This is a genomic window from Haloferula helveola, assembly GCF_037076345.1.
Taxonomy (GTDB): domain Bacteria; phylum Verrucomicrobiota; class Verrucomicrobiia; order Verrucomicrobiales; family Akkermansiaceae; genus Haloferula; species Haloferula helveola.
This window is the reverse complement of record NZ_AP024702.1, coordinates 5,287,593-5,314,108: the sequence shown is the minus strand read 5'-3', so window position 1 is coordinate 5,314,108 and position 26,516 is coordinate 5,287,593. Positions and strand designations below refer to the sequence as shown.

At 61.3% G+C, this 26,516-nt stretch carries 24 protein-coding genes; 15 read left to right on the top strand and 9 right to left on the bottom strand.

Annotated elements, in window-relative coordinates; genetic code table 11:
* The 4 genes from HAHE_RS20250 to lipA all read left to right on the top strand — a co-directional run bounded on the left by HAHE_RS20250 (position 1) and on the right by lipA (position 3,030).
* On the top strand, positions 1 to 423 hold the full coding sequence (locus tag HAHE_RS20250; RefSeq protein WP_338687057.1) for a hypothetical protein: 423 nt from the start codon (positions 1 to 3) through the stop codon (positions 421 to 423).
* Between the two features lie 15 nt (positions 424 to 438).
* Positions 439 to 1,038 carry a recombination mediator RecR gene (gene recR, locus HAHE_RS20245; protein WP_338687055.1) on the top strand — a complete coding sequence of 200 codons (600 nt, stop codon included), beginning with the start codon at positions 439 to 441 and terminating at the stop codon, positions 1,036 to 1,038.
* A 36-nt stretch (positions 1,039 to 1,074) separates the two neighbouring features.
* Positions 1,075 to 1,926 (top strand): class I SAM-dependent methyltransferase, encoded by an 852-nt coding sequence (locus HAHE_RS20240; RefSeq protein ID WP_338687053.1) that lies wholly within the window; start codon positions 1,075 to 1,077, stop codon positions 1,924 to 1,926.
* Between the two features lie 90 nt (positions 1,927 to 2,016).
* On the top strand, positions 2,017 to 3,030 hold the full coding sequence (lipA, locus tag HAHE_RS20235; RefSeq protein WP_338687051.1) for a lipoyl synthase: 1,014 nt from the start codon (positions 2,017 to 2,019) through the stop codon (positions 3,028 to 3,030).
* On the opposite strand, the gene HAHE_RS20230 is transcribed toward lipA, so the two are convergent.
* The 3 genes from HAHE_RS20230 to tyrS form a co-directional block, all read right to left on the bottom strand.
* A complete protein-coding gene (locus HAHE_RS20230; RefSeq protein WP_338687049.1) occupies positions 3,027 to 3,935 on the bottom strand; it encodes an endonuclease/exonuclease/phosphatase family protein in 909 nt (302 codons plus the stop codon). The two genes, lipA and HAHE_RS20230, sit on opposite strands and share 4 nt — an antisense overlap.
* Before the next feature lie 784 nt (positions 3,936 to 4,719).
* Complete coding sequence (locus tag HAHE_RS20225) at positions 4,720 to 4,956, bottom strand: glutaredoxin family protein (RefSeq protein WP_338687047.1); 237 nt, start codon at positions 4,954 to 4,956, stop codon at positions 4,720 to 4,722.
* Positions 4,956 to 6,134, bottom strand: a complete 1,179-nt coding sequence (tyrS, locus tag HAHE_RS20220) for a tyrosine--tRNA ligase (protein WP_338687046.1) — start codon at positions 6,132 to 6,134, stop codon at positions 4,956 to 4,958. The genes HAHE_RS20225 and tyrS overlap by 1 nt, the downstream gene beginning before the upstream one ends.
* A 97-nt stretch (positions 6,135 to 6,231) precedes the next feature.
* Here tyrS and HAHE_RS20215 point away from each other — a divergent pair, with 97 nt between their 5' ends.
* On the top strand, positions 6,232 to 6,846 hold the full coding sequence (locus HAHE_RS20215; protein WP_338687044.1) for a hypothetical protein: 615 nt from the start codon (positions 6,232 to 6,234) through the stop codon (positions 6,844 to 6,846).
* A 5-nt stretch (positions 6,847 to 6,851) separates the two neighbouring features.
* Here HAHE_RS20215 and HAHE_RS20210 read toward each other — a convergent pair whose 3' ends face one another.
* The 3 genes from HAHE_RS20210 to HAHE_RS20200 are packed head-to-tail and all read right to left on the bottom strand — an operon-like array spanning position 6,852 to position 12,980.
* The gene (locus HAHE_RS20210; RefSeq protein ID WP_338687043.1) at positions 6,852 to 7,517 is read right to left on the bottom strand and encodes a hypothetical protein; all 666 of its coding nucleotides are present in this window, start codon (positions 7,515 to 7,517) and stop codon (positions 6,852 to 6,854) included.
* Positions 7,518 to 7,533: 16 nt separating this feature from the next.
* The gene (locus HAHE_RS20205) at positions 7,534 to 9,525 is read right to left on the bottom strand and encodes a BamA/OMP85 family outer membrane protein (RefSeq protein WP_338687042.1); all 1,992 of its coding nucleotides are present in this window, start codon (positions 9,523 to 9,525) and stop codon (positions 7,534 to 7,536) included.
* Complete coding sequence (locus HAHE_RS20200; RefSeq protein WP_338687041.1) at positions 9,522 to 12,980, bottom strand: translocation/assembly module TamB domain-containing protein; 3,459 nt, start codon at positions 12,978 to 12,980, stop codon at positions 9,522 to 9,524. Before HAHE_RS20200 ends, HAHE_RS20205 begins: the two co-directional genes overlap by 4 nt.
* A 106-nt stretch (positions 12,981 to 13,086) precedes the next feature.
* Here HAHE_RS20200 and HAHE_RS20195 point away from each other — a divergent pair, with 106 nt between their 5' ends.
* The 6 genes from HAHE_RS20195 to HAHE_RS20170 all read left to right on the top strand — a co-directional run bounded on the left by HAHE_RS20195 (position 13,087) and on the right by HAHE_RS20170 (position 20,138).
* Positions 13,087 to 13,896: an ion transporter gene (locus tag HAHE_RS20195; RefSeq protein WP_338687039.1), complete on the top strand. Its 810-nt coding sequence runs from the start codon at positions 13,087 to 13,089 to the stop codon at positions 13,894 to 13,896.
* Positions 13,897 to 14,068: 172 nt separating this feature from the next.
* On the top strand, positions 14,069 to 15,724 hold the full coding sequence (locus HAHE_RS20190) for a GspE/PulE family protein (protein ID WP_338687037.1): 1,656 nt from the start codon (positions 14,069 to 14,071) through the stop codon (positions 15,722 to 15,724).
* Positions 15,725 to 15,745: 21 nt separating this feature from the next.
* Complete coding sequence (locus tag HAHE_RS20185; protein WP_338687035.1) at positions 15,746 to 17,422, top strand: GspE/PulE family protein; 1,677 nt, start codon at positions 15,746 to 15,748, stop codon at positions 17,420 to 17,422.
* Between the two features lie 81 nt (positions 17,423 to 17,503).
* Positions 17,504 to 18,805, top strand: a complete 1,302-nt coding sequence (locus HAHE_RS20180) for a type II secretion system F family protein (RefSeq protein ID WP_338687033.1) — start codon at positions 17,504 to 17,506, stop codon at positions 18,803 to 18,805.
* 30 nt (positions 18,806 to 18,835) lie between these two features.
* Positions 18,836 to 19,384, top strand: coding sequence for a prepilin-type N-terminal cleavage/methylation domain-containing protein (locus HAHE_RS20175; RefSeq protein ID WP_338687031.1), 549 nt, complete (start codon positions 18,836 to 18,838; stop codon positions 19,382 to 19,384).
* Positions 19,385 to 19,526: 142 nt separating this feature from the next.
* The gene (locus tag HAHE_RS20170; protein ID WP_338687029.1) at positions 19,527 to 20,138 is read left to right on the top strand and encodes a hypothetical protein; all 612 of its coding nucleotides are present in this window, start codon (positions 19,527 to 19,529) and stop codon (positions 20,136 to 20,138) included.
* Here the strand turns inward: HAHE_RS20170 and HAHE_RS20165 are convergent.
* Positions 20,132 to 20,650: a hypothetical protein gene (locus HAHE_RS20165; RefSeq protein WP_338687027.1), complete on the bottom strand. Its 519-nt coding sequence runs from the start codon at positions 20,648 to 20,650 to the stop codon at positions 20,132 to 20,134. The two genes, HAHE_RS20170 and HAHE_RS20165, sit on opposite strands and share 7 nt — an antisense overlap.
* Positions 20,651 to 20,778: 128 nt before the next feature.
* On the opposite strand from HAHE_RS20165, the gene HAHE_RS20160 reads away from it, so the two are divergent.
* Genes HAHE_RS20160 through hemB form a run of 3 tightly spaced genes read left to right on the top strand, consistent with a single transcriptional unit; the run spans position 20,779 to position 23,412 of the window.
* Positions 20,779 to 20,982, top strand: a complete 204-nt coding sequence (locus HAHE_RS20160) for a hypothetical protein (RefSeq protein ID WP_338687026.1) — start codon at positions 20,779 to 20,781, stop codon at positions 20,980 to 20,982.
* A gap of 57 nt (positions 20,983 to 21,039) precedes the next feature.
* Entirely contained in the window at positions 21,040 to 22,428 is a 1,389-nt protein-coding gene (cysS, locus tag HAHE_RS20155; RefSeq protein ID WP_338687025.1) for a cysteine--tRNA ligase, read from the top strand.
* A gap of 3 nt (positions 22,429 to 22,431) precedes the next feature.
* On the top strand, positions 22,432 to 23,412 hold the full coding sequence (gene hemB / locus HAHE_RS20150) for a porphobilinogen synthase (protein ID WP_338687023.1): 981 nt from the start codon (positions 22,432 to 22,434) through the stop codon (positions 23,410 to 23,412).
* Positions 23,413 to 23,419: 7 nt separating this feature from the next.
* On the opposite strand, the gene HAHE_RS20145 is transcribed toward hemB, so the two are convergent.
* Positions 23,420 to 24,295, bottom strand: coding sequence for a YicC/YloC family endoribonuclease (locus HAHE_RS20145; protein ID WP_338687021.1), 876 nt, complete (start codon positions 24,293 to 24,295; stop codon positions 23,420 to 23,422).
* 41 nt (positions 24,296 to 24,336) lie between these two features.
* Positions 24,337 to 25,725 (bottom strand): twin-arginine translocase subunit TatC, encoded by a 1,389-nt coding sequence (gene tatC, locus HAHE_RS20140; RefSeq protein ID WP_338687020.1) that lies wholly within the window; start codon positions 25,723 to 25,725, stop codon positions 24,337 to 24,339.
* A 257-nt stretch (positions 25,726 to 25,982) separates the two neighbouring features.
* Between tatC and HAHE_RS20135 the strand changes: the two genes are divergently transcribed.
* On the top strand, positions 25,983 to 26,489 hold the full coding sequence (locus tag HAHE_RS20135) for a sigma-70 family RNA polymerase sigma factor (RefSeq protein ID WP_338687019.1): 507 nt from the start codon (positions 25,983 to 25,985) through the stop codon (positions 26,487 to 26,489).
* Positions 26,490 to 26,516 lie beyond the last annotated feature (27 nt).

The following is a 26,516-nucleotide window of genomic DNA, read 5'->3' as shown; positions in this document are numbered from 1 at the left end:
ATGACCGAGGCAAAGTCGAAGCCCGAGCCCCATCCGAGCATCGCCGCGACGGCGATCTCCGGGATGGCTCTCGTGCTTGCCTTGGTGCTGCATCTGATCGGCCCTCTCCGGGGAGTTGATGATGCACTCGCGGCCTGGGTCACCGGTTTGCCGATGGGTGGCGAGATTCATCCGTCACCTCCGTTCCTCGTTTGGGTCTGGACAGTCCTGCTCGTCATCGGGCTTCCTCAATCGGTTCTCCACGTCCGCGGTCAGTGGCGTCGATGGGTGCTCGTGGTGAGCGCGTTGGTGCTCACGCTCTCGTGGGTGCCGGTACTCGCGCTTGCCGGAGTCACTGTCCCCGTGGCAGCGCCTCTGGCCGCGCTGATTTGGGCCTCAGGCGGCTCACTCATCTATGCGGTCCGCCACCGTGAACCTACCTGACCTAGAAGAACCGCCATGGCACGAATCGAATATCCTGAGGCAGTCGGCCGCGTGGTCGAAGCGCTGAAGACCTTGCCCGGCATCGGTCCTCGGAGCGCCGAGCGGATCGCGATCTGGCTACTCCAGAGTCCGAAGTCCGATCCGGCGGAACTCGCCACGGCGCTAACCGAGGCAAAAGTCGCGATCACCTCGTGTCCGACCTGCGGGTTTTTCGCGACCGAGGCTCGCTGTGCGATCTGTGATCACCCTTCGCGGGAAACCACATTGTGTGTGGTTGAGCAGCCTACCGATGTTCTGCCGATGGAGCGCTCGGGTGTGTTCAAGGGCAGGTATCACTGCCTCGGAGGTCGGCTTTCGCCTTTGGACAACGTCACTCCGGAAGACCTCAGAATTGGGGGACTGGTTTCGCGGATCGAAGATGAAGGGATCGAGGAAGTGATTCTGGCCCTCGGTGCCGACGTCGAAGGGGAGGCAACCGCCAGCTACCTATGCGACCTCCTTCGCAGTCGATGCCGGGTTACCCGTCTTGCACAAGGTTTGCCCGCCGGAGGTGGACTTGAGCATGCGGATGCGTTGACCTTGGCCCGTGCGTTCGAGGGACGGCGCGAGTCATAGGGCCGATTGCCACATACAGACCGAGCACTTTTCAAGATGTCCGACCGACCTCCAAAACGCCGTCCGTTCCAGCGCAAGTGGGCTGCGAAAAAGAAGCGACCCGTTTTGGCGAAGAATGCCGGAAAGGGCTGGGATCCGGTCGCGGCGTGGTACGACCAGTTGGTCGGCAAGAAGGGCTCCGACTATCACCGCCATGTCGTCCTGCCGGCCGCCATCGAGATGATCGGGAATGTCCGCGGTGCACGCGTCCTGGATCTTTGCTGCGGACAGGGGGTCTTCGTGCCTCTGTTGTTGGATGCCGGAGCGAAAGAGGTCGTCGGGGTCGATGCGAGTCCCCGGCTTATCGATTCGGCCACCGAACGATTCACAGACGAGCCTAGAGTTCGCATGCTGGTCGCGGACGCCTGTCTTGATGGGGATTGGGCGGACGGAAGCTTCGACGCTGCCGTCTCCCTGATGGCAGTGCATGATGTGCCGGATCTCCCGGCCATGTGCCACAACATGGCGGCTGCTCTGAGACCGGGTGGCCGGTTTGTCGCGATTTTCATGCACCCCTGCTTCCGCATTCCCCGGCAAACGCATTGGGGCTGGGATGAAGGCAGGAAGCTCCAGTACCGGCGGGTCGATCGTTACGGGGTTGATCTTGAGATCCCGATCGTCACCCATCCGGGGAAGGGCGGGGGAAGCGAGACGATCTTTTATCACCGGCCCTTGGGTGAGGTTCTTACCGCCTTCGGTGCCGAGGGGCTCGCCATCAGCGAGACGCGTGAGTTGATGAGCCACCGACGTTCCCAAGCCGGTGGGGCACGGAGCAAGGGCGAGCACCGTGCGGCCCGGGAGTTTCCGATGTTCCTTGCGATCGCCGGGACGCGTCTGTCGCCGACTTGAGGCATTGCCCACGCAGGACTGCCGAATCGGCACGGCGTGGCGCGAGATTCCCCTTTCCCGTGGCGGGCATGCCCCTTAGTTTCCCGCCCAATGAGCGGCTGCCACGGGCCAAAGATGCGGATGGATCCCGGTCTCCACCAGGACAAGAAACCGTCGTGGATCAAGGTCCGGCTCCCGAATGATCCGGTCTTCTGGTCGACCAAATCCCTGATCACCGATCTCAAGCTGGTAACGGTTTGCGAGGAGGCCCAGTGCCCGAACCGCTGGGAGTGCTGGGGACAGGGAACGGCGACTTTCATGATCGCCGGCGAGAAGTGCACCCGCGCGTGCGGCTTTTGCGCCGTGAAGACCGCCAAGCCGGATGCCTTGGAGCAGGATGAACCAATCCGGGTCGCTGAGGCCACACGTCGGATGAAACTTCGCCACGTGGTGATCACCGCGGTTGCCCGTGACGATCTCCGGGACGGCGGAGCCGAGCATTTCCAGCAGACCATCGAAGCGGTGCGGGCGGTGAATCCCGGGATTATCATCGAGGTTCTCGTTCCAGACTTCAATGATCGGGATTGGGCGCTGCAGATGGTAATGGACGCACGTCCGCACATCTTCAACCACAACCTCGAGACGGTGGAACGCCTGACGCCACTCGTCCGATCCCGGGCGAAGTATGACCGCAGTCTTGCCGTGCTCAAGAAAGCCAAGGCGATGGTGGACGGAAAGGTCGCGACCAAGAGCGGATTGATGCTAGGGCTTGGCGAACGCCGTGAGGAGTTGCTCAAGGCGATGGATGACCTCCTTGAGCACGATGTCACCGTGTTGACTCTCGGGCAGTATCTCCGCCCGACACCGCGGCACCTTCCGGTGGTCGACTACATCCACCCCGATCAGTTTGCCGAGTTCAAGGAGATCGCGTTGGAGAAGGGCTTCAGGCACGTGGCGAGCGGTCCGCTGGTCCGCAGTTCCTATCATGCTGCCGACTTCAGGCCTGAGCTCGATATCCTTGAGGATGTGGAGAAGACCGCGCCGGTGCATGGGTTGGACCTCCAACCCGAGGATCTGCCAATCCCGCAAGCCCGCACCGCGATCGTGCGGGGTTCGGTCGCCTAGTCGGTCTCCCGGGCAGGGCGGAAGTCGAAGCCTGCCGTCACAGGCCGGTGGTCGGATCCCAGTTTCGGACCAGTTGATCGGAGCACGCAGGGTCCGAGGCCCCGCGTGAGAATGTGATCGATAGGCACTGCGAGGATGGGATTCTCGCGTGACCACGTGGCGCTGAATCCGTGGCCGCGAGCCGAATCGATGTAGCCGTCTTCCCAGAAGCCGGTCATCGCATGACTCCAACGGGTGGCGTTCAGGTCCCCGACAATCACAGTCGGCAAGTTCGATCGTGCGGCCCGCTCACGGAGTTCGGCCAGATAGGCATCCCGCTCATCCGCCCAAAAGCGGGTTGCGGGTGGTACCGGATGCGCACCGAGAACACGGATCTCTCCGCTCGGTGTCTGAATGACGGTATCAAGGAGCGGCAACGCCAATCGGCCGACCGATTGAATGTCGGTCAGATGGAAAGGGTGCTTCGAGCGGAACGCGAAGCCGAAGCTGCCGTTGAGTGGGTGGTCGATCGAGTAGGGATACGCCTCGTCCAGCTTCGACAGTTCCGCGATCCATTCCGGTGTGGCCTCGGCGAAGTAGAGGAAATCCGAGCCCTCTTCGATGGCCCACGTCACGGTGGTCTCGTAACGATTGTTCCCGCCGTACACGTTGAAAGTCGTAACTTGGAGCGTCTGGGGCTTAAGCGGGACTCTCGGGAACCAAAGCTCTGCGAGACGCACGCCCGGGATGAGCGCGAGCAGCGATGGGATCGCAGCAGCCCTAAATTGCCGCCGAATCACGAGCCAAAGAACAAGGAGGGAGAGGAACCCGAAATACTGGGCTTGGAAGTGGTTGCAGAGGTCCAGCAACCAAATTTGCCCGCCTATCCAGCCCGATATGGGCAGCAAAGCGACGATTCCGGCCATGAGTACAACGGCCTTGGTGGCTTTTCGGGGGGCTTGGCGTTCGCTCATTCGTTTAAAGACTCAGGCACTCCCCGGCAGCTTGGAGGCCCAAGATCGTCGGAAAGTGCGCACTTCAAAGACCGTGAGTCTCGCAGGGTGCCTAGGAGCGGCAATCCCTGAATTCCTTATGGTTGGCAGCGGTTTTTTATCAGGAAAGTATGACAGATCGGTTGCTGGGACGATCGGCTAAAAAGAAAATTTAAGAAAATTTGGAAATCGGGCTAGCAGGGCGCGATTGGAGGGAATGATGACGAACTTCACCCCATCCCAAGTTGCGCTGGAAGGCGGTAACGATCTGGGGGGAACGCATCGCCCGAAAGCTGAGCTTGGGTGGGGTGGGTTCGCGTTCTCCGAATCCGGTTCGGAATTCGGAGGCGCCATCGAAGATTTCCACAACGGGACCCGGCAAATGGGGGAACCGGCGGTGGGTTTCGGATCCGAAAACGAGGTCGGGGGGCCTCTGGAACCGATGCCGAGCGCCGACATTCGCTCCGGATCCCAGGAAGAAACGGCACCTGAATCGTTCGGGGGGATGACTCGGGTGCCGCTTCCGCCTCTTTCTCAGGATGACAATGGCCAAGTAGTGTTCATGCAAAGATCCCGACCGGATGGTCGGGATCGCGGCTAAGACTCCAACGAGTCGGCGCCGTTCAGGCCAAGATACAAAGAAATCGGGACCGCGCGCTTGGGGAAGCCGCTCGGTCCCGATTCTTTTTCGGGTTGAGGCCTCATCGGGAACCGACGCTCAGCGGCGGACCTGCTCGAGAAAGGGCACCAATTCCTCAACGCCGAAGTCGGCGAGCACTTCGCCGTTCCAATCCATCGTGGGCGCCTTCGTCTGTCCGGAGAGCTCCACCATTTCCCGCATCGCTTCGGGGTCGACCGAGACATTGCGAGTCTCGAACCGGATCCCCTCACGGCGGAGGTAGTCGATGACTTCGACGCACCAGGGGCAACCCGGCTTGATGTAGAGAATCGGCATCAGACGAACCGGACGGCGTGCTTCTTCGAGAGCTTCAACACATCACCGGCCGCGGGAGTGACTGCCGCCGCCGGATCGGTGAGCTTCTCGCCATTCATTTGGACGGACCCCGGAATGATGAACTGTTTCCGGAGCTCGCCGTTCGACTTCTTCAGGTCGAACGCCACTTCAAATGCATGGGCGGTGAGGCTCAGCACCGTTGCGCCAGAAGGAATGTCCGCAAGGGCGAGTTCGGCAGCCCCGGCTCCGAGGTCCCGCTTGGAGAATCGCGCCTCCCAGGTCGACCTCGCCTCCGCGCCGGCGGCGTCACCGTGGTAGCGGGCGGTCAGACGTTGGGCGAGGGCCTTCTTCGTATCCATCGGATGTCCGCCGGCGGGCAGCTCCTCGCCGAGCAGCAGGAGGTGGTAGCGTGCCATGAGATCATCGGAAATGCTCATCAGCTTCCCGAACATGTCCTGGGGTTCGTCGTTCACCCCGACGTAGTTGTCGTAGGACTTCGACATCTTCCTCACTCCGTCGAGGCCTTCCAGCAGAGGAACCAGCATGACCACTTGCTGCGGCTGGCCTTCCTCTTTCTGGAGGTCGCGACCCACCAGAATGTTGAAGAGCTGGTCGGTGCCACCGATCTCGACATCTGACCGGATCTCGACCGAGTCCCAGCCCTGCATGACCGGGTATTGGAGTTCGTGAAGCCGCACTTCCTGGGCCGCATCGATGCGATTGCGGAAGTCCTCGCGCTGCAGCATCTGCTGCAGGGTCACACGCGCGTTGAGCCTCAGCACATCCTCGTAGCTCATCTTACGGAACCAGTCGCCGTTGTAGACAATCTCCGTGCGGTCACGATCAAGCACCTTGAACGCTTGGGATGTGTAGGTTTCGGCGTTGGCGAGCACTTCGTCCCGGGTCAGAGGGGGGCGGGTCGCGGATCGGCCGGAGGGATCTCCGATGGTCGCGGTGAAGTCGCCGATCAGCAGCACCGCCTGATGCCCGAGTTCCTGGAACTGCCGCAGTTTTTCCAAAGCCACGGTGTGCCCGAAATGGATATCGGGAGCCGTGGGATCCACACCGAGCTTGATTCGGAGCGGTCGGCCGAGCTTGAGCTTTTCCAAGAGCTCCTTCTCCGAGAGCACCTTGGCGGTTCCGGCGACGAGGATTTCGAGTTGCTCTTCGGGCGTCACGTCGCGGGAATTAGGGGAGCCGGACGTCCATTGCAAGCGGCGAGGGGACCGGATTGAAGGTTGTGATAGGGTCGGGGATCTGTCAGCTTCCGCGCCCATGACCCGTCCCGCCCATCTCGGATGGATGCTTTTGAGCGTCTCTCTGCTCGCCTCGTGCGGGACGGACGAGGTCGGCGTGGCGGATGCCGGGGCATCTCCGCAGCAGGGCTTCAAGATGAAGAGCGGCGAGATGTTTGACGACGATTCACAGAAGATTCTCGGGCGTTACGGCACGACGAATCCGATGTTCTCGAACGGGCAAGGAGGTTCGGCGAGCGAGGCGAGTTCGGTCAATCAGCAGTTCACGGGCGAATACTCGAAGCGCGAGTTCCAGGGAAAGAACTACGACAAGAAGTCCTTCTGGGGGCGCAAGGATTACGCCAAGCAGGTTTACAGCGGGAATCTGGATGGAAGCCGGTTCCAGCACGGCGCGCGTGAGGGTTCACAGTTGGCTCGTGAAGGTTCAACGACCAGCCGGGAAGCCGGTCGGGTGTTCGCAACCGGGGAGTCCCCGACCTCAGCAGCCCGCGAGGCAGACAAGAAGGGCATTCCCACAAACTCGGATGCTGAGACGGATGTCCGCCGCCGGGTTTTCCAACAACCTGAGGTCCGTGACTGGCGGAACCAGCGAGCCCTGAGTGTCGAAGACACTAAGGACATGCTCGGCCGCTGACGCGGTCAGCGGATCGAGTGGATCGAATCGATGACCGCCTTCTTGAAGGGCGTCCACGCGACAGGGCTCCCGTCGAGAAAGATCGACTGGGCAGCTGAAAACCTCAGCGACAGGAGTCCGGGGTGCCGCTTCCGAAGAAATGCGCCAAGTCCCTTGGTCGGCGAGGCGACGTCGCGGATCACGGCGTTCGGAAGCTTGGTGAGCATGGCATCGCGCCAGCTCCTGGCGAAAGCGGCCTCGCCATCGACCCGGAGATCATACTCGATCTCGACCCAAGCGTCCCGAATGTCCGGCCGCGTATCAAAAGAGATGTGGATCGCGGTTTCGCCGCGTTGCACGGCGTTCTCGACCCGCGCCTCTAGAGCGTTGAGATAAACCGACTTTTGCCTCTGATCGAGTTTCTCACGCTGCTCCTCGGTGAGGGTCATCGAGTGTTCACTCCACCTCGCCGGATCGGTCGGATCCTTTGAGAGGTCGATCAGAAGGCGGGTCATTTCGTTGTGAAGCAACTGGGCATGGAGCTTCATGGCGACGCCTTGGGCAAGATTGAGAGCGCCGGGCGACCATCCGGCTGACGAGGTCACCAGGTCCTCTTTGCCGTTGAAGACCGCACGATGCCACTCCGGCAATGCGGAGACCGCGGTTTCGCAAGTGGGAATGATTGTGGCCATCGGGTCTACGTCGGATTCAGAACGCGGTGCCGATGGCGAAATGCCAACTGCCACTCGGGTCGCGCCCGTCTTGAGTCAGATTGTGTCCGTACTCAAGCCTGACCGGTCCGATGGGAAGATCCAGACGAAGCCCGAGACCGACGGCCATCTCCGGATCGCCCGTGCCGAAATCCTCCCAATCCGGGCTCAGGCCGCCTGCGTCGAAGAATGCCGCCGCCTTCAGCGGGCCGGCGATCGTGTGGATATACTCGATATTGGTCACCCAGTAGCTCTGCCCGCCGACCGGATAGCCCGTTGTCGACCACGGGCCGAGTTCCCGGTCCGGGAAGCTCCTGACGCTGCGTGCTCCGCCATTGAAGTAGCGTAAGTCGATGGGCAATCGTCCGGATCCGCCACTCGGGATCAGGAACCCGGCCCGGGCGCCGACCGCCAATTGGCCGCTCTCGCCGATCGGACGATAATATGAGCCCTCGATGCCTGCCTTGAAGTACGCCGAGGAGTTGTCGCCGATCGCCGCGCCGAGTTCTACCGGCAGCTCGAGATGCCAGCCTTCTTTGGGAAGAACCGGATTGTCGCGATAGTCGAGAGTCTGGGTGATCCGGAGATAGGGGTTCTGGTAGTCCTGTTCTCCGAGCTGTGCGATCGGCAATCCGTCGGCATCTGTCGACACGATGGCCCAGCCGAGCGACGCGTCGACCGTGTAGTGCTCCGTGACCGGCCAGATGGCGGAGGCTTCGATGCCGGAGCGCAGGGCGTTGTAGCCTTCGTAGTCCTTCGACAAGGCGTAGAGACGTGCCTTGCCCGCCACGTCGCTGCCGGCCAGCCACGGATCCGCCAGCGAGATCTCGCCAAGCAGAGACCGCTGGGTGATCTCGAAGCCGGCTGAGAAGTTCCGGACCTTGCCCAAGAAATTCCGATCGTAATACGCCGCACCTAGTAGAAACCCCTCGAATGAGTCGAAACCGGCGGTGCCCGAAATCCCTCTGGCTTCGGCTTCCGTCAAGCGGAGGGTCACATCGACCGTTTCGCCTGCGACGGGTTCGATCTCGGTGCGGACGTTCGAGAATGCGCCGGTAGCAATGAGCTGGCGGATTCGCTTCTCGGCGACATTGCCGTCGAGATACTCACCCTGGAGATCGTCCAAGCGGGTAAGCACACGGTCCGGATCGGTCTTCCCGAGACCGGCAAGCTCGATGTTCCGCAGCTTGAAGCGTTGGCCCCGCGTGACGTCGAACACCGGAGTCAGCTGTAATCCTTCGCGTTCGATACCCATCCGGATCTTGGCACGCAGGAAGCCGGCTGCCTGGTACTGCTCGGAGACGCGTGCTCTCACGGAGTTGAGGTTGGGCGTGGTCGCAGGCTCGCCGACATACTGGCTGACGGCCTCGGCGAGACCGGGTGTCGTCTCACCGCGGAAGACCGGTGGGGCGATCTTTGAAATCCGGCCTGCCTTGACGTCGAACGTGAAATCGATCTTGCCGGTTTCCGGATTCGGCTGGCGACTGGCGAGAATGACTTCAGCATCGTAGAACCCGATGCTCTGCATCTGGGCCTCCATCAGCTGGATACCCGCAGGAACATCCTCGTCGCGGATGGGAAACTCGTTGAGTCCGGTCGCCCGCTTTTTCGGGTTGAGTTGGAAAAGTTCGACCAGAGTCTCGTTCAGCTTCGGATTGGGTACGTTGTTGATCGTGACTTCACCGATTACGTCGCGTTTGCCCTCATCGATCCGCAGGCGGATCGTGTTTTTGTCGACCACCTTCCAGTAGACGGTCACATCGTTGAAGCCGGCGAGTTGGTAGGCTTGTTCGACGAGGAAAGCAGCATCGGCAGCCCGCGGACGGGTAGCTTCACGAAGGGTGATGTGGTCGAGCCTGCCCCCGAGGTTCGTCAGAATCTCCTGCTCTGACAGGGATTGGTTGCCGACGATCCTGACGGCGGTTTCACCAAGAACCGGTCCTGCCGCCGCTAGAAAAGCAGCCAGTATGATGGGGGCGCGGTGACTCACTCGAAGCGGAGCAGGTAAGTGACCTTGGTTCGGGTGTTGCCCTCATCGCTGATTCCGGCGGTCAGCAGCCAGTTGTCATCGAGGTTGAAGGTGGCCGAGTTGTATTTCTTGCTGGTGTAGGGATCGACCTCACCGACCTGGAAGTCGACCTTGTCCAGAACCTTGAAGACCGGGCGAAGCACTTTGACCGCTCCGATGCGACCGCGTCGGGCCTCTTCGATCAGCAGCTGCGTTGCGCGTGCCGTGGCAGCGCTCGGATCCTCGAAGCCCCGGGTTGTCGTGCCTGTGGCGATGAGCGTCATGACTTCCGTTTCGGCGAGCGGAGGACTCGAAGTCGGCTGGATATTCGGATCCGAGACCGGGCCGTAGATATAGATGGTGACGTCATACGGGCGGATGCGCGAGGTGCCACGGATGTCGAGAACCGGGTCGAAAGGGTGATCGGGACGGAGCGTGATCTTGCCCGCGTCGATCTCAAGCGTGCTGAACGGGAGTTTCGCCTCGATCTCGCGAAGCTTGATTTCACCGCTTGGGCGGGGAGTGCCGACGGCGCCCCCGATCCGCGCATCCACATACACTTCGCCGTTTGCGAGGTTGCCCCGGATGAGGAACGGACTGCCCGTCTTCAGCGAGACATCCAAGGACCAATCGTTGAAGGGAGCCGGCACTTTTGCTGCAAGCTCGGAAGGGGGCGGGGCATCGATGGCCGGCAAGCTCGGCTCGGCGACCTTGTTGACCGGCACGCCAATCGGCAGCAGCTCGATGTCCTTGAAGAACAGGCTGTCGACGACCTTGATGCCGCCGGAGATGCGGGCGGTCTCCCAAGGTCCGCCAACCTTCAAATCGGAACTGATCCGGACAATCATCGATTCGTTGCGAACCGCCGGGAGCGACTTCGCGTCGATCGCGAGATTCACGTCACCCGGCTTCCCATCGTTCAGCTTGATCCCGCCGTTGATCACGAGTGTGCCCCCGGAAACCTCGGCAGACAGATTCTCCAGGTTGACTTCGGCGGGAGTTGCCGTGACGCGCAACGCACCCTTGCTCACACGCGGCACTCCGGGGTCGTGCATCTCGAAGGCGCCGCCATCGAGAGTGACTTCGGCCCGAGGAGCCGGTTCGCCAACCGTGCCGGTGACCTCCACCATGGCATTGATCTCGCCCGACAGCTTCTTGGTCTTGGGAAGGAACGACCCGAGGGTTGCGATGTTGAGGTCCGTCAGCGTGAGCCTCGCATCGAGGCTGGCGGCTTTGACGGTATCCGGATCCTCAGCCCATTGGTCCGGATCCCAGTTCGTCACCGCACTGATGACCGCGGGAGGATAACCCGGCGCGGTGACCTCGCCCTCGAGCTTGAGGGTCTTCTCCTTCCCGACGGCCTCGAGTTCAATGTTTGCAAGCGGAACGTCCGGTTGGCTCACCAGGCCGAGTTCAAGTGCGGTGAGATTGGTATCCAACTCCGGATTGGCCGGGGATCCCGTCAGGTGAATCGAGAGCTTGGCGCGGCTCGAATCCACGAACCTGGAGCTCTCCGGGAGAAACGGATGAAGTTTCGAAAGCGGCAGCTCGGGTGTTTCGAACTTCAGTTCGATCGGCCGTGTTTCCCGAAGAAGAGCTTTCCAGTCGGAGAGATCCTCGGGAACGGGAATGCTGGCATTGCCGGAAGCAAGGACCTCGTCGGCGTCGCTCCACTCGAGTTGTTCAAGCGTCAGGGTGCGGTCGGACAGTTCGGCACGGGTCTCGATCTTCTGGGTGGAAAGCTGGACGTTCAGAGGGGCCAGCTTGACCGACTCCGGCCATGCATATTCAGCGGAAGCGAAGGCCTTCAGCGTGTCGGAGTCTTCGTCTCGCTTCCACTCGGCGCCGTTGATCTCAAGTTTGCCTTGGTGCCTGTTCTGCTCGAGATCGCCGGAACCTTCCCAGTCCAGGGTGGCTAGGATGCCGTCGGGAACTTCGATGCCGAAGGGCTGGAGCCACGCTCTCAGCGAGCTCGGTGTGAATGAATCCAGACTCGCCGTCCCTTCGTAGGTCTTCGCCTCCAGCGCGAAGCCCCCATCGATTTCCACCGCCGGGAGACGGACGGCAGCCGTGATTTCCTGCGAGTCGTTCCAAGTCGCATCGATTGAAACGGGCGGGGCATCGACGCTGCTGACGATTGCGAGTTCGGCGCGAGCGGCGGAAGGCAATCCCTTCGTGAAGTCAGCGGAAGCGTTGACCTTGAGCGACGATGCTGGCACCTGCACGGGATCATCGGAAGGAGTGAAGCGGTCCCTTACCGCTGTTAGGATTCGCTCGAGATTCGGCGTCTCCAGGTTGGCGGTCGCGCGGGTCGGGAGGAGTTCCATCTCGGAACGCGACAATTCGGCCTCCGCGCCAAGCTGGAGAGGGGCACCCAAGGCGATTCCCGTCAGGCCGAGGTCGGCCCGGGAGCCCTCGAGTGTGGCGCGGAGCTCGAGCACTTCAGCGGTCCAATCATCGTAGGCGACGTCTCCCAACTCGAGTTCGAGTTCTCCCGCCAGGGTTTCGAGACCGCCATCGATTCCTGTGACCTTGAGGTCGAGCTTGTGCAGCGCGCCCTCCGCAGGGAGTTCGAATGCGAAAAGCTTGGCTGTCTCTTTGAGGGAAGGGATCTCCTCACGAAGGATGACAGAGGCGACACTTAGATCCGTCGTCACGTCGATGCGCTTTTCGTCGAGAACAATACCCGCGCCGAACTCCGGTTGCTCGCCTTCGGCAAATCGCGCGAGCACGTCGCGGACAGATATTCCGTCCATCAACTTCAACTTGTCGATGGTGAGTTCGCCGGGCGTCCACGATAGCGTCGCTTGCTGCGCGGCGATGGCACGCCCTCCGGGCAGTTCCATGTCACCGAGATCGAGCTCGAACTCATCTTCATTGGGGGAATGCAGCAGGGTCGTCGGTTCGATGGAGAAGAGGAGCTCGTCACCGCGCCGGATGATCGCACTGATGTTTCGCAACTCGATCTGCATCGGCACCAGCCTTTGCCTGAGGTTGGCCAAGAGCTCGGCAGGGTCACTCGGCTCGGATTCCTCGTCTTCCTTCGGCGGAACGGCCGCGAGGTCCACGTCGACGTGCAGATTGTCGAGAATAACCGACTCGACCTCCCCCCGGACCACTTTCGGGAGCAGGTAGCCGACCTTCAGCGAGTCGAGGCCGGCGACTTTCACAACCGCTTCGTCGCCGGTCAGACTGACATTCGAAACGCTCAGCTCCCCGGATGACAGTCGACCGTCGACTTCGAACTCCACCTCATACCCGAGCTCCGGAAGGTAATGACTCGCCGCCTTTTGGGCGATCCAACGCCAACCGGGACCATCGAGCCAAACCAATCCGGCAACGAGCAGGAAGAGCGTCCACCACCGCTTCTTGCGCCAGAACCGTCTCTTCGCCTTCTTCGCGGGCTGCTTCTTGGCTGGTTTTTCCTCATCCGCCATCCGCAGGCAGAATGAACCCCGTTTGCCGAATCGGCAACTACCGGCTGGCAACGATCTTCAATTCCGGCGGCTTGTGGTCGGCCATCCGAGTTGTCAGCCTGCCCGCATGGTGGACTCAGAGGGCACCCGGGAAAGGTGGCGGGAAATCATCTTCGAGGCCGAGACTCCTTCCGGCCGTCGCTTCGATGTCGTGCTGCTGGTGCTGATCCTGCTCAGCGTTCTGGCGGTCGTCTTGGAGAGCGTTCCTTCCGTCCGGAGGAATGTCGGCGAGGAGCTCTACATTCTCGAATGGGTCTTCACCGGCCTTTTCACGGTCGAGTATTTGCTGAGGCTATGGACGTCCCGTCAGCCGATCCGCTACGCGAGAAGCTTCTTCGGGGTCGTTGACCTGTTGTCGATCCTACCCAGCTTTGTCGGGCTGCTTCTGCCCGGTGGTCAGGCCCTGATGGTGGTCAGGATCCTTCGGGTGCTGAGGGTGTTCCGGGTCCTCAAAATGGTCCGTCATATCAGCGGTGCGACGGTCCTGATGCGGGCGCTCTACGCGAGCAGGGCGAAGATTACGGTCTTCTTTCTCGCCCTCGCTACCGTCGCTTTGATTGCCGGGGCGACCATGTATCTCGTTGAGGGTGAGGCGGGCGGCTATACCAGTATCCCCGTCGGGGTCTACTGGGCGGTGGTCACCATCACGACCCTCGGCTTTGGTGACATCACTCCGACGACCCAGCTCGGACAGTTGCTGACCTCGGTCCTCGCTCTGACCGGTTACGCCATCATCGCGGTCCCCACTGGCATCATTTCCTCCGAGATCTCGAAGATCGATGGGGATGAATCGACGCTTGCTTGTCCCTCGTGCGGGGTTCACGGCCACCTTCCGGATGCAAAGTATTGCCGTCGTTGTGGCGCGAAATTCGGGTGATCGAAGGGGCAACGTGAATACCCTGTTCCTACCGAGGGAAAAACCTGGGCAGGCTGCCCATCCGGCCGGTTGACAAAGGGGGAGCCGCTTGACCAATGTCCGACACCGCAGGAAGTTTCCGATTCTTTCCGAAATCTCTCCAGCGGGAACGACCTAAAGGCCCAAACCTCAAGTGTTCTCAAACGAAGATTATCTCGCCGATCTGCTGGTCGAAGCAGGTGCCACCACTCAGGAGCAAGTCGATCAGGCCCGGTCCGGCAAGGGATCGCTGATCGAGAATCTGCTTGAGAACACCGAGCTCACCGAGGCGACGATCGCGGGTGTTCTGGCGACCAATGCCGGAATCGAAACCGTCGACCTGGGAGAAGCCTCCATTACCGCCGAGGTAACATCGTCCGTGCCAGACGACATCGCGGTCCGCTACAAGGTGGTTCCGGTCGCGGATGACGGTGTCTACCTCACGGTCGCGGTCGCGGATCCATTCGATTTCGAGACGATGGACAGCCTGCCGACCATTCTCGGTCGGGAGCTGATGTTCGTCTGTGCCACCCATTCCGCGATTCAGGAGTTCCTCAAGCAGTTCTACGGCGCGCAGGACACTCTGGGCGGTGACATGAATGTCCCGACCAGCGAGGGCGCCGAGGTCGAGGAAGGCGACGCTCCGATCATCCGTCTCGTGCAGCATATGCTCGCCGAAGCGATGAAGATGCGTTGCTCGGACATCCACATCGAGCCGCTGGAGACTTCCGTTCGGATCCGCTACCGGATCGACGGCCGCCTCGTGGAGGTGGACAATCATCCGAAGAAGCTGCTGCCCGCCATCATCGCCCGTCTCAAGGTCATGAGCGGATCGATGTCGATCGCGGAAAAGCGCCTGCCGCAGGACGGCCGGATCCAGCTCAAGGCCGGTGACAAGGAGATCGACCTTCGGGTTTCTTCGGTCCCTTCGAATCATGGCGAGTCGATCGTCATGCGGATTCTCGACAAGAGCGCGTTGGTGCTCGGTCTGCCCGAACTCGGATTCTTCTCGGACGACCAGTCCGAGTTCGAGGAGCTGATCGGTTTGCCGGACGGCATCCTCCTTGTGACCGGCCCGACCGGTTCCGGCAAGACCACCACGCTCTACACCTGTCTCAACGTGATCAACCGGCCGGACCGCAAGATCATCACGGTCGAGGATCCGGTCGAATACGAGCTTCCCGGCATCAATCAGGTGATGGTGAAAGCTGACATCGGCATGACCTTCGCCGCGGCACTGCGCTCGATGCTGCGTCAGGCGCCAAACATCATCATGATCGGTGAGATTCGGGATGCCGAGACCGCGAATATCGCCATCAACGCGGCGCTCACCGGTCACCTCGTGCTTTCCACGCTCCACACGAACGATGCTCCTTCGGCAGTTGCCCGTCTGGCGGATATCGGGATCAAGCGCTTCCTGATCGCATCGGCCGTCCGTGCCATTCTCGCCCAGCGGCTTGTCCGGAAACTCTGCCCGGTCTGCAAAGCTCCCGCGACGCTCAACGACAAACAGTTGCGGGCGCTGAATCTCGACGCGGCCCGGCTCTCCGAGAGCACCATCATGGGACCGACCGGTTGCGAGAAATGCCGCGACCTCGGTTACCGCGGCCGTATGGGCATCTTCGAGCTCTTCAAGATCGACGATGAGGTCCGGCACATGGTGAACGAGAACCTGACGACCTCCCAACTCCGACGCCGGGCCCGCGAACTTGGCATGCGCTCGATGCGTGAGGACGGCATCCGCAAGGTCCAGGCTGGACTGACCTCCGCCGAAGAGGTGCTGCACGTGACGATGTCCGACGCCGATTGATCCCTTTCAAAACCCGTTTCCATGGATAGCAACCAGCTAGTAGATCTCTTTATCGGCCGCGGTCTGATCGACCGCTCCCTCGGGCAGGAAATCCTGAACGAGGTGGAAAACAGCGGCAAGGAGGCGGGGGAGGTCCTCGCCGACTTCCAGGTCATCCAGACCAAGGACGACATTTGGCCCGTGATCGCGTCCGAGCTCGGCGCCCAACAGGTGGACCTGACCGATTGGACGCCGCCGGACGAGTTGCTCGCCCTGATGCCGGCCGGCACGGCACGTCTTCACGGTGCGCTCCCGGTCAATCTGACCGACGAAGGACTGCACATCGTGTTGGTCGACCCGATGAATCCGCAGACCCTGGAGGACCTGCGGTTCGCACTCGACCGTGAACTGGTGCTGGCTGTGGCGCCCGACTACCAGGTCGAGGAAAAGATCAACGATTGTTACGGCGGAGAAGGCGGTGGTATGGACGCGATTCTCGAGCAACTCGAGTTCGGCGGCCCCGATGGCGACCTCAACGCGGCCGAGTTGGAGAACGAGGCGAACTCCGCGCCGATCATCCGCTACGTCGACCTGGTGCTTTACCAGGCGATCAAGGAAAGGGCGTCCGACATTCACTTCGAGCCCTTCGAGAAGGACTTCAAGATCCGTTATCGCGTCGATGGCGCGCTCTACGAGATGGCGCCTCCACCGGTGCACCTCGCGTTGCCGATCATTTCGCGTGTGAAGGTGATGGCGAACATGAACATCGCCGAGCGCCGCGTGCCGCAGGATGGACGGATCGTAAAACAGGTCGGCGACCGCCAGGTCGACATGCGGGTTTCCTCGCTGCCGACCTATCACGGCGAGTCGGTCGTGCTCCGGGTCCTCGACCGTTCTTCGGTCAACCTCTCGCTCGAGGCCCTCGGGCTTCCCGATCACATCTACGAATACATCGGTGACACAATTGTGAAGCCGAACGGGATCTTCATCGTGACCGGTCCGACGGGTGCCGGAAAGACGACGACCCTTTACGCGGGATTGCGCCGGATCAACACGATCGATCACAAGCTTCTCACTGCGGAGGATCCGGTCGAATACGACATCGACGGCATCATCCAGATTCCGGTCAACGAGGGCATCGGTCTGACATTTCCGCGGGTGCTTCGTGCATTCCTCCGTCAGGACCCCGACCGGATCATGGTGGGGGAGATGCGGGACCTCGACACCGCGCAAATCGCGATTCAGGCGTCGCTCACCGGTCACCTTGTGCTTTCCACGCTGCACACGAACGACGCCCCCGGGGCGGTGACCCGTCTCGTCGATATGGGATGCGAGCCGTTCCTCGTGGCGGCTTCCCTTGAAGGCATCCTTGCCCAACGTCTGGTGCGGACGATTTGCCAGGAGTGCAAAGCTCCCTACGAGCCGAGCGAGGCGATCCTCAACCAGCTCGGCGTTTCTCCGCATGAACTGGGAGACAAGGACTTCTTCACCGGTCGCGGCTGCGCGACTTGTGGGCAGTCCGGCTACAAGGGTCGCGCCGGCCTCTACGAGCTCCTCGATATCTCCGATCCGATCCGCGACCTGATCACCGAGCGGGCACCGACTGTCGTGATCAAGCAGAAGGCCATGGAACACGGCATGACGACGCTGCGCGAAGACGGTCTCCGGAACATCTATCTCGGCAAGACGTCCATCGAAGAAGTCCTTAAGTATACCTGATCATTCACCCGCATTTTGATGTCGTCAGTTCACTCGACACGACGTCATTCTCCGCCTATCAATTTTAGCTAGAAAATACCCATGCCCCAATTCCAATTCACCGCAGCCGACGCCAAAGGGGAGCAGTTGTCCGGAACCGTTGAAGCGCCCACCGAGGCCGAGGCCATTAACCAGCTTCGCACCCAGGGTTACTACCCGCTCCAGGTCGTCGAAGAAGGCAAGGGCACGCTGGCTCCGGCGAAGAAAGCGACCAAGAAGGCCAAGGGAGGCAAGAAGCCCGCAGCCCCGAAGGGCAAGGCCAAGACGGGCGGTCGGATCAAGCCGAAGGCGCTGATGATTTTCACCCGTCAGCTGGCCACGCTCATCGATTCCGGTCTGCCGCTTTTGCGCGGTTTGACGGTGCTTGGAAAGCAGGAGCCGAATCCGGTGCTCCGGGGAACGCTCGGAGCTCTCGCCGATTCCGTTCAGTCGGGTTCGACATTCTCCGAAGCGTTGGCCCAGCACCCGAAGATCTTCAACAAGCTCTACGTGAACATGGTGAAGGCCGGTGAGCTCGGCGGTGTTCTCGAAGTGGTTCTCCTGCGTCTCGCCGAGTACCAGGAGAAGGCCCAGAAGCTGAAGAACAAGATCGTGTCGGCGATGGTCTATCCGGTGATCGTCATGTTCATCGCCATCGCGATCCTCATCTTCCTGATGTTGGTCATCGTTCCGAAGTTCGAGGCGATGTTCCAAGAAATGGAAAACTCGGAGCTTCCTATGATTTCCCAGATCGTGTTCGGCACCTCGAGTTTCTTCATCAAACAGGAGGCCGCCTTGCTACCGCCGGTGCCCAACGTCATCTGGGTAATCCTGGTGTTTGTCCTGCTGGGTATCGGGTTCAGCGCGTGGGGCAAGACCAAGGGCGGACGGAAGGCGATCGACACGATGAAGCTGAAGGCCCCGATCTTCGGTGATATCCAAAGGAAGAGCGCCGTTGCCCGCTTCTCCCGGACTCTCGGCACGCTCGTGACCTCCGGTGTTCCGATTCTCCAGGCCCTGAACATCACCCGGGACACGGCAGGAAACGTGATCATCTCCGGCGCGATCGAGAAGGTTCACTCCGCGGTCAAAGAGGGTGAATCCATCGTGACACCGCTACAGGCTTCCGGGGTGTTCCCCGGGATGGTGATTTCCATGGTCGATGTCGGTGAGGAAACCGGCCAGTTGCCCGAGATGCTGCTGAAGGTCGCGGATGTCTACGATGACGAGGTGGACAACGCCGTGACGGCCCTGACCTCGATCCTCGAACCGATCATGATCGTGATCCTGGCGCTGGTCGTCGGATCGGTTGTGTTTGCGCTCTTCCTGCCGTTGATTAAGGTTATTCAGGAGGTGGGTCAGTAATCCGACCTCTCAAAACAACCCAACGATTCCATGAAAACCTGTCCGAAACGCGCTACCGGCGGCTTCACCCTGATGGAGATGCTGGTGGTAGTGAGCATCATCGTGATCCTGGCCGGCCTGACCTTCGGCGGTTTCAACTTCGTCAAAGCCAAGCAGGCGCGCGAGCAGGCCAAGGTCCAGATCGGGCTGCTTCAGCTCGCGCTGGAGGAATACAAGGCGGACAACGGAGCTTATCCGGTCAACGCGGTTAGCAATGGCAAGAACGGGACTTCCGAGGTCTACGACGCTCTCTATCCGCAGAATGCTGACGACAAGGTCTACCTGAGCGAGCTGAATCCGGACAACGACGGGCAAGGCTGGCTCGCCGGCCAAACCGGGCGCTCCCTGAAGATCTACGATCCATGGGGAACGGAATACTTCTATCGCACCAACAATCCCGCGCGTCCCAATCGGTCCTTCGCCGCGAATCCCGACTTCGATCTTTGGTCTGCCGGTCCAGATGGGCAAACCTCGGCAGGGTCCAACGGATCCTACGACCCGAAGCATCCGGACAATCTGGATGACATCCGCGGCTGGTAAGCCGAACCTGCCGACGAATTTCCCAAGGCCCGCCATCCCGGCGGGCCTTTTTTTTGGCGTTGCCAATCCGAACCGCGAAAAGTCCGCCCTCCTTCGGCAAATGCGCTCGACGCAGGGCGGGGGAGACGTCTTGCTTCCGCCGATGACTGACGAGACACCCGAGGTGCCCGAGGAGAAACCGGCGGAAGAAAAGCAGCCGAAGAAGAAGGCGACAAAGAAGCGTGCTTCCAAGAAGGCCGCCGTTGCGAAGGCTGAGCCGAAAGCCGAGTCCGAGAGGCCCGCGGTCAGCCCACCCAAGGGTGACGGGGAACCGGCCCCCGAATCGGGTGCTGATTCCTCGGGTCAGGACGTGGCCACGGAAAATCCGAAGGTCCGCCGGATCTCGTCAAAGCCGGACTCTCCAAAGGGGGATTCCAAGGTGGAGGACTCACCGCGTGGCAATGATGACGAGCAAGCACCGGTGATCTCCGAGCCTCCGGGCAATGACGATCAAGGCAGCGGCGGCAAGCGTCGTCGACGCCGTCGTCGTCGCGGGAGTGGCGGTGACGAGGGGGAGGCGCAAGACGGCCAGAGTCCCTCGAATCGTCCGAAGCTGGATCCGCGCGAGGTCGAGAGGAAGGCGTGGAAGATCTACCTGTCGGAGGTAAGCGAGGAGGGCCTGGCTCTGATCAACGACAACGATGCCCGTGAACTGAGTCGCAGAAGCTTCCGAATTGCCGAGCTGTTCCTCGAGGAAGCAGCCCGGCGTCAGTGACCCTCGCCTGCAGCCCGCTGCCTGAGGGTTTTGGCGAGCGCGGTATTTCCCGTGGCTTCGGCGAGTCTGATCCGTAGTGCGACCACCTTGGTGCTTTGCAACTCAGCCGTAGGCAGGGTTGCAAAGCCGTTTTCCGCCTCGGCGTATTCACCCGCCTCGATCAGTCCCTCGATCTCATCGAGTGGGCCCGGCAGTTCGACATCGAGGGGTGCCTCGCGGTAAACCGCCCACCGGGCTGAATCAGGAAGTGTTTCGGCCTCGGGGCCCTCGACTTGCTCGAGATAGACGAATTCATCGCCCTCGCGTTGCTGCCGCCAGTGATTGACAGCGAGCACCAGCATGAGGCCGATGAGGACAAACGAGGCCTCCATGAGAAACGGGGTGCTCACGATGCCGGCGATGACACCGAACCACTCGCCGAAGAAGCCGGGGAGACCTCGGGCCAACCAGCACACGATCGCCAGCAGGCCCACCGAGACGATCAGGAGGCCGCCGATGACCAACTGCTTCACTTTTGAGGGCGATGTGGGCTCGGGTGAGGGCACAGGGCGAATGAAGCACGGTCGACCCTCATGACCAACACCCATCAGAGTTTTTTAATTTTTGTTGATAATTTTAAAAAGTGTGGTTTTTTCGCCGGGTGACTTTCCTCAAGCACATCGGGCTCGCCGCGCTTTTCGTCGTCGCGGTCACTCTGACCCTGCTTTCCCGGCATTCCGCTTCATCCGCTTCGGCCAGGACAGAGGGTTTGCGGTCGACGGTCCCGATTGCTTTGAGCGTCCCGGTAGAGGTCATCGAGGTCGGGCAGGATCCCTCAGTGCGCCAGATCATGGTGCTGCCGTGACTGGATTTCCGTCGGTGACGGTTGATTCGCGCTTGGCGGGCGTTTAGTAGCAACGCGATGCGGCTTTACGACACGCTCACGCGCGAATCCCGGGACCTGCGGCCATTGGACGGCAATACACTGCGGTTCTACTGCTGCGGTCCCACGGTTTACGGCCCTGCCCACATCGGCAACTTCCGGACCTTCGTGTTGCAGGATGTCTTCCGCCGGGCAATCGAAACCGGAGGTCTCCGGACTTTCCACGTCAGGAACGTGACCGATGTCGACGACAAGACCATCCGCGACTCCCAAGCGGCGGGGATCCCGCTGAAGGACTTCACCCAAGGCTGGCTCGATCGGTTTCATGCCGATTGCGACGGGCTCAATTGCCTGCCACCCCACGTCGAGCCCAGTGCGGTGGAGCACATCCCTCAGCAGATCGCGATGATCGAAGCTCTTGTCGAGAAGGAGCATGCCTATGCCGCCGACGATGGTTCCGTCTACTTTCGCATCCAATCGTTTCCGGAATACGGCAAGCTGAGCCATCTGGACACCCGTGAATTGGAACTCGGCCGGACGCAGGATTCACGGGCGAATTCCGACGAGTACGAGAAGGACAGTTTGGCCGATTTCGTCCTTTGGAAGGCCCGTCGTCCCGAGGACGGGGAGAACTATTGGCAGTCGCCGTGGGGAGAAGGTCGTCCCGGCTGGCATCTCGAATGCTCGGCCATGATCCGGGAGTATTTGGGGAACGACTTCGATCTCCATTCCGGGGGGGTGGATCTGGTGTTTCCCCACCACGAGAACGAGATCGCCCAGAGCCGCTGCGCCTGTGGTGGGCAGTTCGCGGAGCATTGGTTCCACGTGACCCACCTCCTTGTAGACGGCGGCAAGATGTCCAAATCGGTGGGCAATCTCTACACACTGGACGACCTTGCCGCGAAAGGCTTCACGCCGATGGAGGTCCGCTACGTGTTGATCGGCGCCCACTACCGCAAGCCGCTGAACTTCACGCTCGAGTCACTCTCCGGCGCTCGCGAGGCACTGCAAAAACTGGCGAAGGGAGCGAAGAGTCTCGCGGATCGGGCAGGCGGTGAGACGCAACTGACCGAGGTCGGATTCGGACCGTTCCAATCGGCATGGGAGGCACTCAACGACGACCTGAACACACCGGGTGCGCTCGGCGGGGTCTTCACCGGACTGAAGGAGTCGTCCGCGCTTGAAGGCATCGAGGCGGCGAAGGCGCTCGCAGCCATGAACCGGGTGTTGAAGGCCTTGGGAATCGAGCTTCCCGAAGAAGCCGCCGAGGCCGAGGTGCCCGAGGAGATTCGCGCGTTGGCCGAAGAGCGGTGGCAGGCCCGCGTGGCAAAGGACTGGGCGCGTTCCGACGAACTGCGTGACCGGCTTGCTTCGCTGGGCTGGGCCGTCAAGGATGGCAAGGAAGGTTACGAAATCAAACCGGTCTGAGCTGTGCACATCCGTCCCCGCCGCAACCGCCGTTCACCCGCGATCCGATCACTGGTCCGGGAAACCCATCTTTCGGCTGCCGATTTCATCTACCCGCTGTTCCTTCACGATTCGGCAGAAGATATGCCGATCGCCTCGATGCCCGGCTGTACGCGCTGGTCGATCGACGGCTTGGTCAAGGAGGCGGGAGAGGCTCTCGCGCTCGGAGTGCCGGCCGTGGTGCTGTTTCCCGCGATTCCCGAATCGCTCAAGACGCCGGATGCCGCGGAGTCATGGAATCCCGAGGGTCTCGTGCCTCGGGCGGTGCGCGCCTTGAAGGAGGCTCATCCCGAACTGTGCGTGATCACGGATGTCGCGCTCGATCCTTACAACAGCGACGGCCACGATGGCTTGGTCGAACGCTCGCCCGAAGGTGAACTGATCATTCTCAACGACAAAACCGTGAAGGTGCTTTGTCGTCAGGCTCTCTGCCACGCCGAGGCGGGTGCCGACATGGTGTCACCGAGCGACATGATGGACGGCCGCGTCGCCATGATCCGGCACACGCTCGACTCCGAGAGCTTCGAAGACGTCGGTATCCTCAGCTACTCGGCAAAGTACGCTTCGGGCTACTACGGCCCATTCCGGGGTGCGCTCGACTCGGCGCCCAAGGAGGGCGACAAGAAGACCTACCAAATGGACCCGGGAAACGCCCGTGAGGCGCTCCGTGAGGCGGCTCTCGATGAGGCGGAAGGAGCCGATATGCTCATGGTCAAGCCCGCCGGACCGTATCTCGACATCATCGCGCGGATTCGCGAAAGTACGGTGCTTCCCGTTGCGGCTTACCAAGTGAGTGGGGAATACCTCATGATCGAGTCCGCGGCCGCATCAGGCTGGGTGGACGGAAAGGCCGTCGCACTCGAGAGCCTGATCGGTATCAAGCGGGCCGGAGCGGACATGATCCTCACCTACTACGCCAAGCGTGCGGCGGAGTGGCTCCGCTGATGCGGCGCTATTCGATGTTCTGGACCTGTTCCCGAATCTTCTCGAGCTCGGTCTTTGCCGCCACCACCAGCTGGGCAATCGCGGCATCGGACGCCTTGGATCCGATGGTGTTGAATTCGCGGTGAATCTCCTGACAGAGGAAATCGAGCGGGCGGCCCGCCGGCTCGCCGCCCGACAGATACTCTCGAAACCGGCCGAAGTGGGCGTCCAGACGGGTCAATTCTTCCGTGATGTCGCATCGGTCCGCGAACAACCCGATCTCCCGCAGAACCCGTTCATCGTCGAGATCAAGGTCGAGCTCGGCATCCGAGAGCCGTTTCAAGAGGACTTCCCGGAAATGAGCGGGGCGGGTGGGTGCGATTTCGCCAATCGCATTCCGGTGTGACTCCAGCTGTTCGAGACGCTGCTGGAGGTCGGCAACAAGATCGGCTCCCTCCGCCTTACGCATCGACATGAGTTGGGCGAGCGCTTCCTCCAAGGCGGGATCGACCGCCTCCCACGAGGCCTCCGGATCGATATCCTGGCCATCGAAACGGATCAGCCCGGGAACTCGCAGGAAATCGGCCGGCTCCGGTGCAACCGTCCTTCCGAGATGTTGGGACAGGCTTTTGAAAACGTCGTCAAGTTGGGATGCCAACGCGAGGTCCGCCTGAACCGACGATCCGTCTCCGTCGGTGCGCTCGATCACCACCGAGACTTGGAGTCGGCCCCTCGAAATCCGTGCTAGAACGGCCTTCCGGATCCGGTTTTCGAGTTCCACCTGATCCCGGAGGCCCTGGACCACCACCTCCGCCTGCTTGCGGTTGACGCCCGCGATCTCGACGGTCGCAGTGCAGCGGTCGGTGGAGGCCGATCCCCGGCCGAATCCGGTCATGGAATGCATGGGCCGATTACAAGGGAGATCCCTTCTCCGGACAAGCTTGCTCAGTCGTCCTCCCGGCGCCTTTCTTCATCCGGCGTCGTGTCAGGCGGGTCCATGTCGCGCCGCTCCTCTTCCTCATAGAGCGGTTCGTCGTCGAGGTCGTCACCGATATCCTCCTCCTCGCCGTCCTCAGGGGCGTCGGCCTCGGGCTCGAAGTCATGCTCCAAGTGGTCATGGGCATGGGGGTCATCGTGATCGTAGGGATCATGGTCGTAGGGATCGTGAGCGTGCGGGTCGTGGTCATCCACGCCGTCATGCTCCTCACCACCGTCGTCCTCGAGCAGCCGGCTCATGCGCTCGGCTTCCTCTTCCGCCTCCTCGCGGCGCTGCTTCCGGCGGTCGAGCCAGGCCAGGAAGATGCAGATTTCGTAGAGGATGTACATCGGGACCGCCATCAGTGAGAGGGTCAGCAGGTCCGAAGTCGGTGTGATCATCGCCGCCAGAACAACGATCGTCAGCACCGCGTAGGAACGGGTGCGGCTCATCATCTCGTAGGTCAGCAAGCCCAGCTTCACCAGCGCCATGATCACCACCGGCAGTTCGAACGAGAGGCCGAAGAGCAGGGTGAACTGGGTTGCGAAACCGATGTAGGCACCGATGCGCCACTCGTTGTCGACCCCCATGCCCAATCCCCATTCGTAGAAGAAGACCAAGGCCCGCGGCAGCACCACGAAGTAAGCGAACAGGACGCCGAGCAGGAACAGACCGAATCCGATCGCCATGGATGGCCAAAGGATCTTGCGCTCGTTGTTGTGAAGGCCGGGGAGAACGAACTGCAGGATGAAAAACAGGAGGAAGGGGAACGAAACGATGACCCCGGCGAAGAAGGCCAGCTTCATCGAGAGCATGAAGGTCTCGGTCGGATTCAGCGACGACATTCGCATCAGGTCCCGTTCACCGATCGAATCCGGATCGGCTCCCGCTTCAGCGAGCTGCTCGATGAGCTTTGCCAGCGACTCGTTTCCCGCAGCCGAAGCTTTCAGAAACTCGTCGCGCTTGTCGTCGGGAAGCCCGAGCGAAGCGCGCATCAGGCGGGCCGCCTCGACCCGCTCGCGGGTGGCATCATCGAAATAGGAAAAGAGAAGCTCGCGCTCCTCCGAACTGAGCAGGGCGGCGCGCTCGAGAATGTCCTTTGCCTGCTCCCAGTCGCCCGCCTCCATGCCGTCGGGCATCATCGACTGGGAATGGGTGAGCCAGACGTCCTCGACCGGCTTGCGCAGGATGTCCATCAGGTAGCCCTGCAGCGAGAAGCAGGCGATCATCGAGATGATGAGCGTCAGGATGATGCGGGTGATCGTCGCCCGCAGATCCTCGAGGTGGTCGAGGAAGGGCTTCTCCATGTCGGGATTGGCCTTGTCCCTGAGTTGGAAAACCTTCTTGAGCAAATACATCGAGCGCGGGCGGATACTGGTCGGTGGGCCGATTCTTTCGCAAGCCCCGATCCTGACCCGAAAATGGCCGCCGGGGTCACAATTTGGCCGGGTGAGGCCAATGAATCCGCCTGCCGGGGAGAAAATCCGCGAATTCGCCCAAGGAATCCCCGGCTGGTGTGTCGCTAAGGAAAGGTCGATGATGATTGCCCATGAAACCCGCCCGACAGCCCCGGTCATCCAAGGCTAAGCCGGCGACGGTGGTCACCCTAGGTCCGATGAATCCCGAGAAACCGACACTCCGTGGGATTTTTGAGGCCGAGGAGGGCCCGCTGTTGCGGTTCGCCTACGGAATCCTCGGGCGGCGTGAGGTGGCCGAGGATATCGTCCAGGATGCCTTCGTCCGGCTGCATGAGCATTGGGACGAGGTCGCGAACCCGAGGGCGTGGCTTTTTCGCACGGTCCGGAACCTGTCACTCAACCACCTCCGCGACCACAAGCGGGAGCGGGTGACCGACGAGCCGCCGGAGTGGGACAACACCGGCGGCCCCGAACAACAGCTCGCGCGAATGGAGGCCATGGGGGCGGTCAGGCTGTTGCTAGCCGAACTGCCCGACGAGGAGCAGGCGTTGATCCGCCTGAAATACCATGAAGGCCTGAAATACGAGCAGATCAGCACCCGGACGGGCCTGTCGGTCGGCAATGTCGGCTACAAGCTGCACCACCTCCTGAAGGGGCTCTCCATGTCGCTGCGGCGTATGGGGATTGAGGGCTCGGAGGGATAGCAAGCGCGAACATCGAACGCCCAACTT

Coding starts and splice junctions, on each gene's coding strand:
- HAHE_RS20250 (WP_338687057.1), top strand. CDS start 1: ATGACCGAGGCAAAGTCGAAGCCCGAGCCCCATCCGAGCATCGCCGCG.
- recR (WP_338687055.1), top strand. CDS start 439: ATGGCACGAATCGAATATCCTGAGGCAGTCGGCCGCGTGGTCGAAGCG.
- HAHE_RS20240 (WP_338687053.1), top strand. CDS start 1,075: ATGTCCGACCGACCTCCAAAACGCCGTCCGTTCCAGCGCAAGTGGGCT.
- lipA (WP_338687051.1), top strand. CDS start 2,017: ATGAGCGGCTGCCACGGGCCAAAGATGCGGATGGATCCCGGTCTCCAC.
- HAHE_RS20230 (WP_338687049.1), bottom strand. CDS start 3,935: ATGGCCGGAATCGTCGCTTTGCTGCCCATATCGGGCTGGATAGGCGGG.
- HAHE_RS20225 (WP_338687047.1), bottom strand. CDS start 4,956: ATGCCGATTCTCTACATCAAGCCGGGTTGCCCCTGGTGCGTCGAAGTC.
- HAHE_RS20215 (WP_338687044.1), top strand. CDS start 6,232: ATGACCCGTCCCGCCCATCTCGGATGGATGCTTTTGAGCGTCTCTCTG.
- HAHE_RS20210 (WP_338687043.1), bottom strand. CDS start 7,517: ATGGCCACAATCATTCCCACTTGCGAAACCGCGGTCTCCGCATTGCCG.
- HAHE_RS20200 (WP_338687041.1), bottom strand. CDS start 12,980: ATGGCGGATGAGGAAAAACCAGCCAAGAAGCAGCCCGCGAAGAAGGCG.
- HAHE_RS20195 (WP_338687039.1), top strand. CDS start 13,087: ATGGTGGACTCAGAGGGCACCCGGGAAAGGTGGCGGGAAATCATCTTC.
- HAHE_RS20185 (WP_338687035.1), top strand. CDS start 15,746: ATGGATAGCAACCAGCTAGTAGATCTCTTTATCGGCCGCGGTCTGATC.
- HAHE_RS20180 (WP_338687033.1), top strand. CDS start 17,504: ATGCCCCAATTCCAATTCACCGCAGCCGACGCCAAAGGGGAGCAGTTG.
- HAHE_RS20175 (WP_338687031.1), top strand. CDS start 18,836: ATGAAAACCTGTCCGAAACGCGCTACCGGCGGCTTCACCCTGATGGAG.
- HAHE_RS20170 (WP_338687029.1), top strand. CDS start 19,527: ATGACTGACGAGACACCCGAGGTGCCCGAGGAGAAACCGGCGGAAGAA.
- cysS (WP_338687025.1), top strand. CDS start 21,040: ATGCGGCTTTACGACACGCTCACGCGCGAATCCCGGGACCTGCGGCCA.
- HAHE_RS20145 (WP_338687021.1), bottom strand. CDS start 24,295: ATGCATTCCATGACCGGATTCGGCCGGGGATCGGCCTCCACCGACCGC.
- tatC (WP_338687020.1), bottom strand. CDS start 25,725: ATGTATTTGCTCAAGAAGGTTTTCCAACTCAGGGACAAGGCCAATCCC.
- HAHE_RS20135 (WP_338687019.1), top strand. CDS start 25,983: ATGAATCCCGAGAAACCGACACTCCGTGGGATTTTTGAGGCCGAGGAG.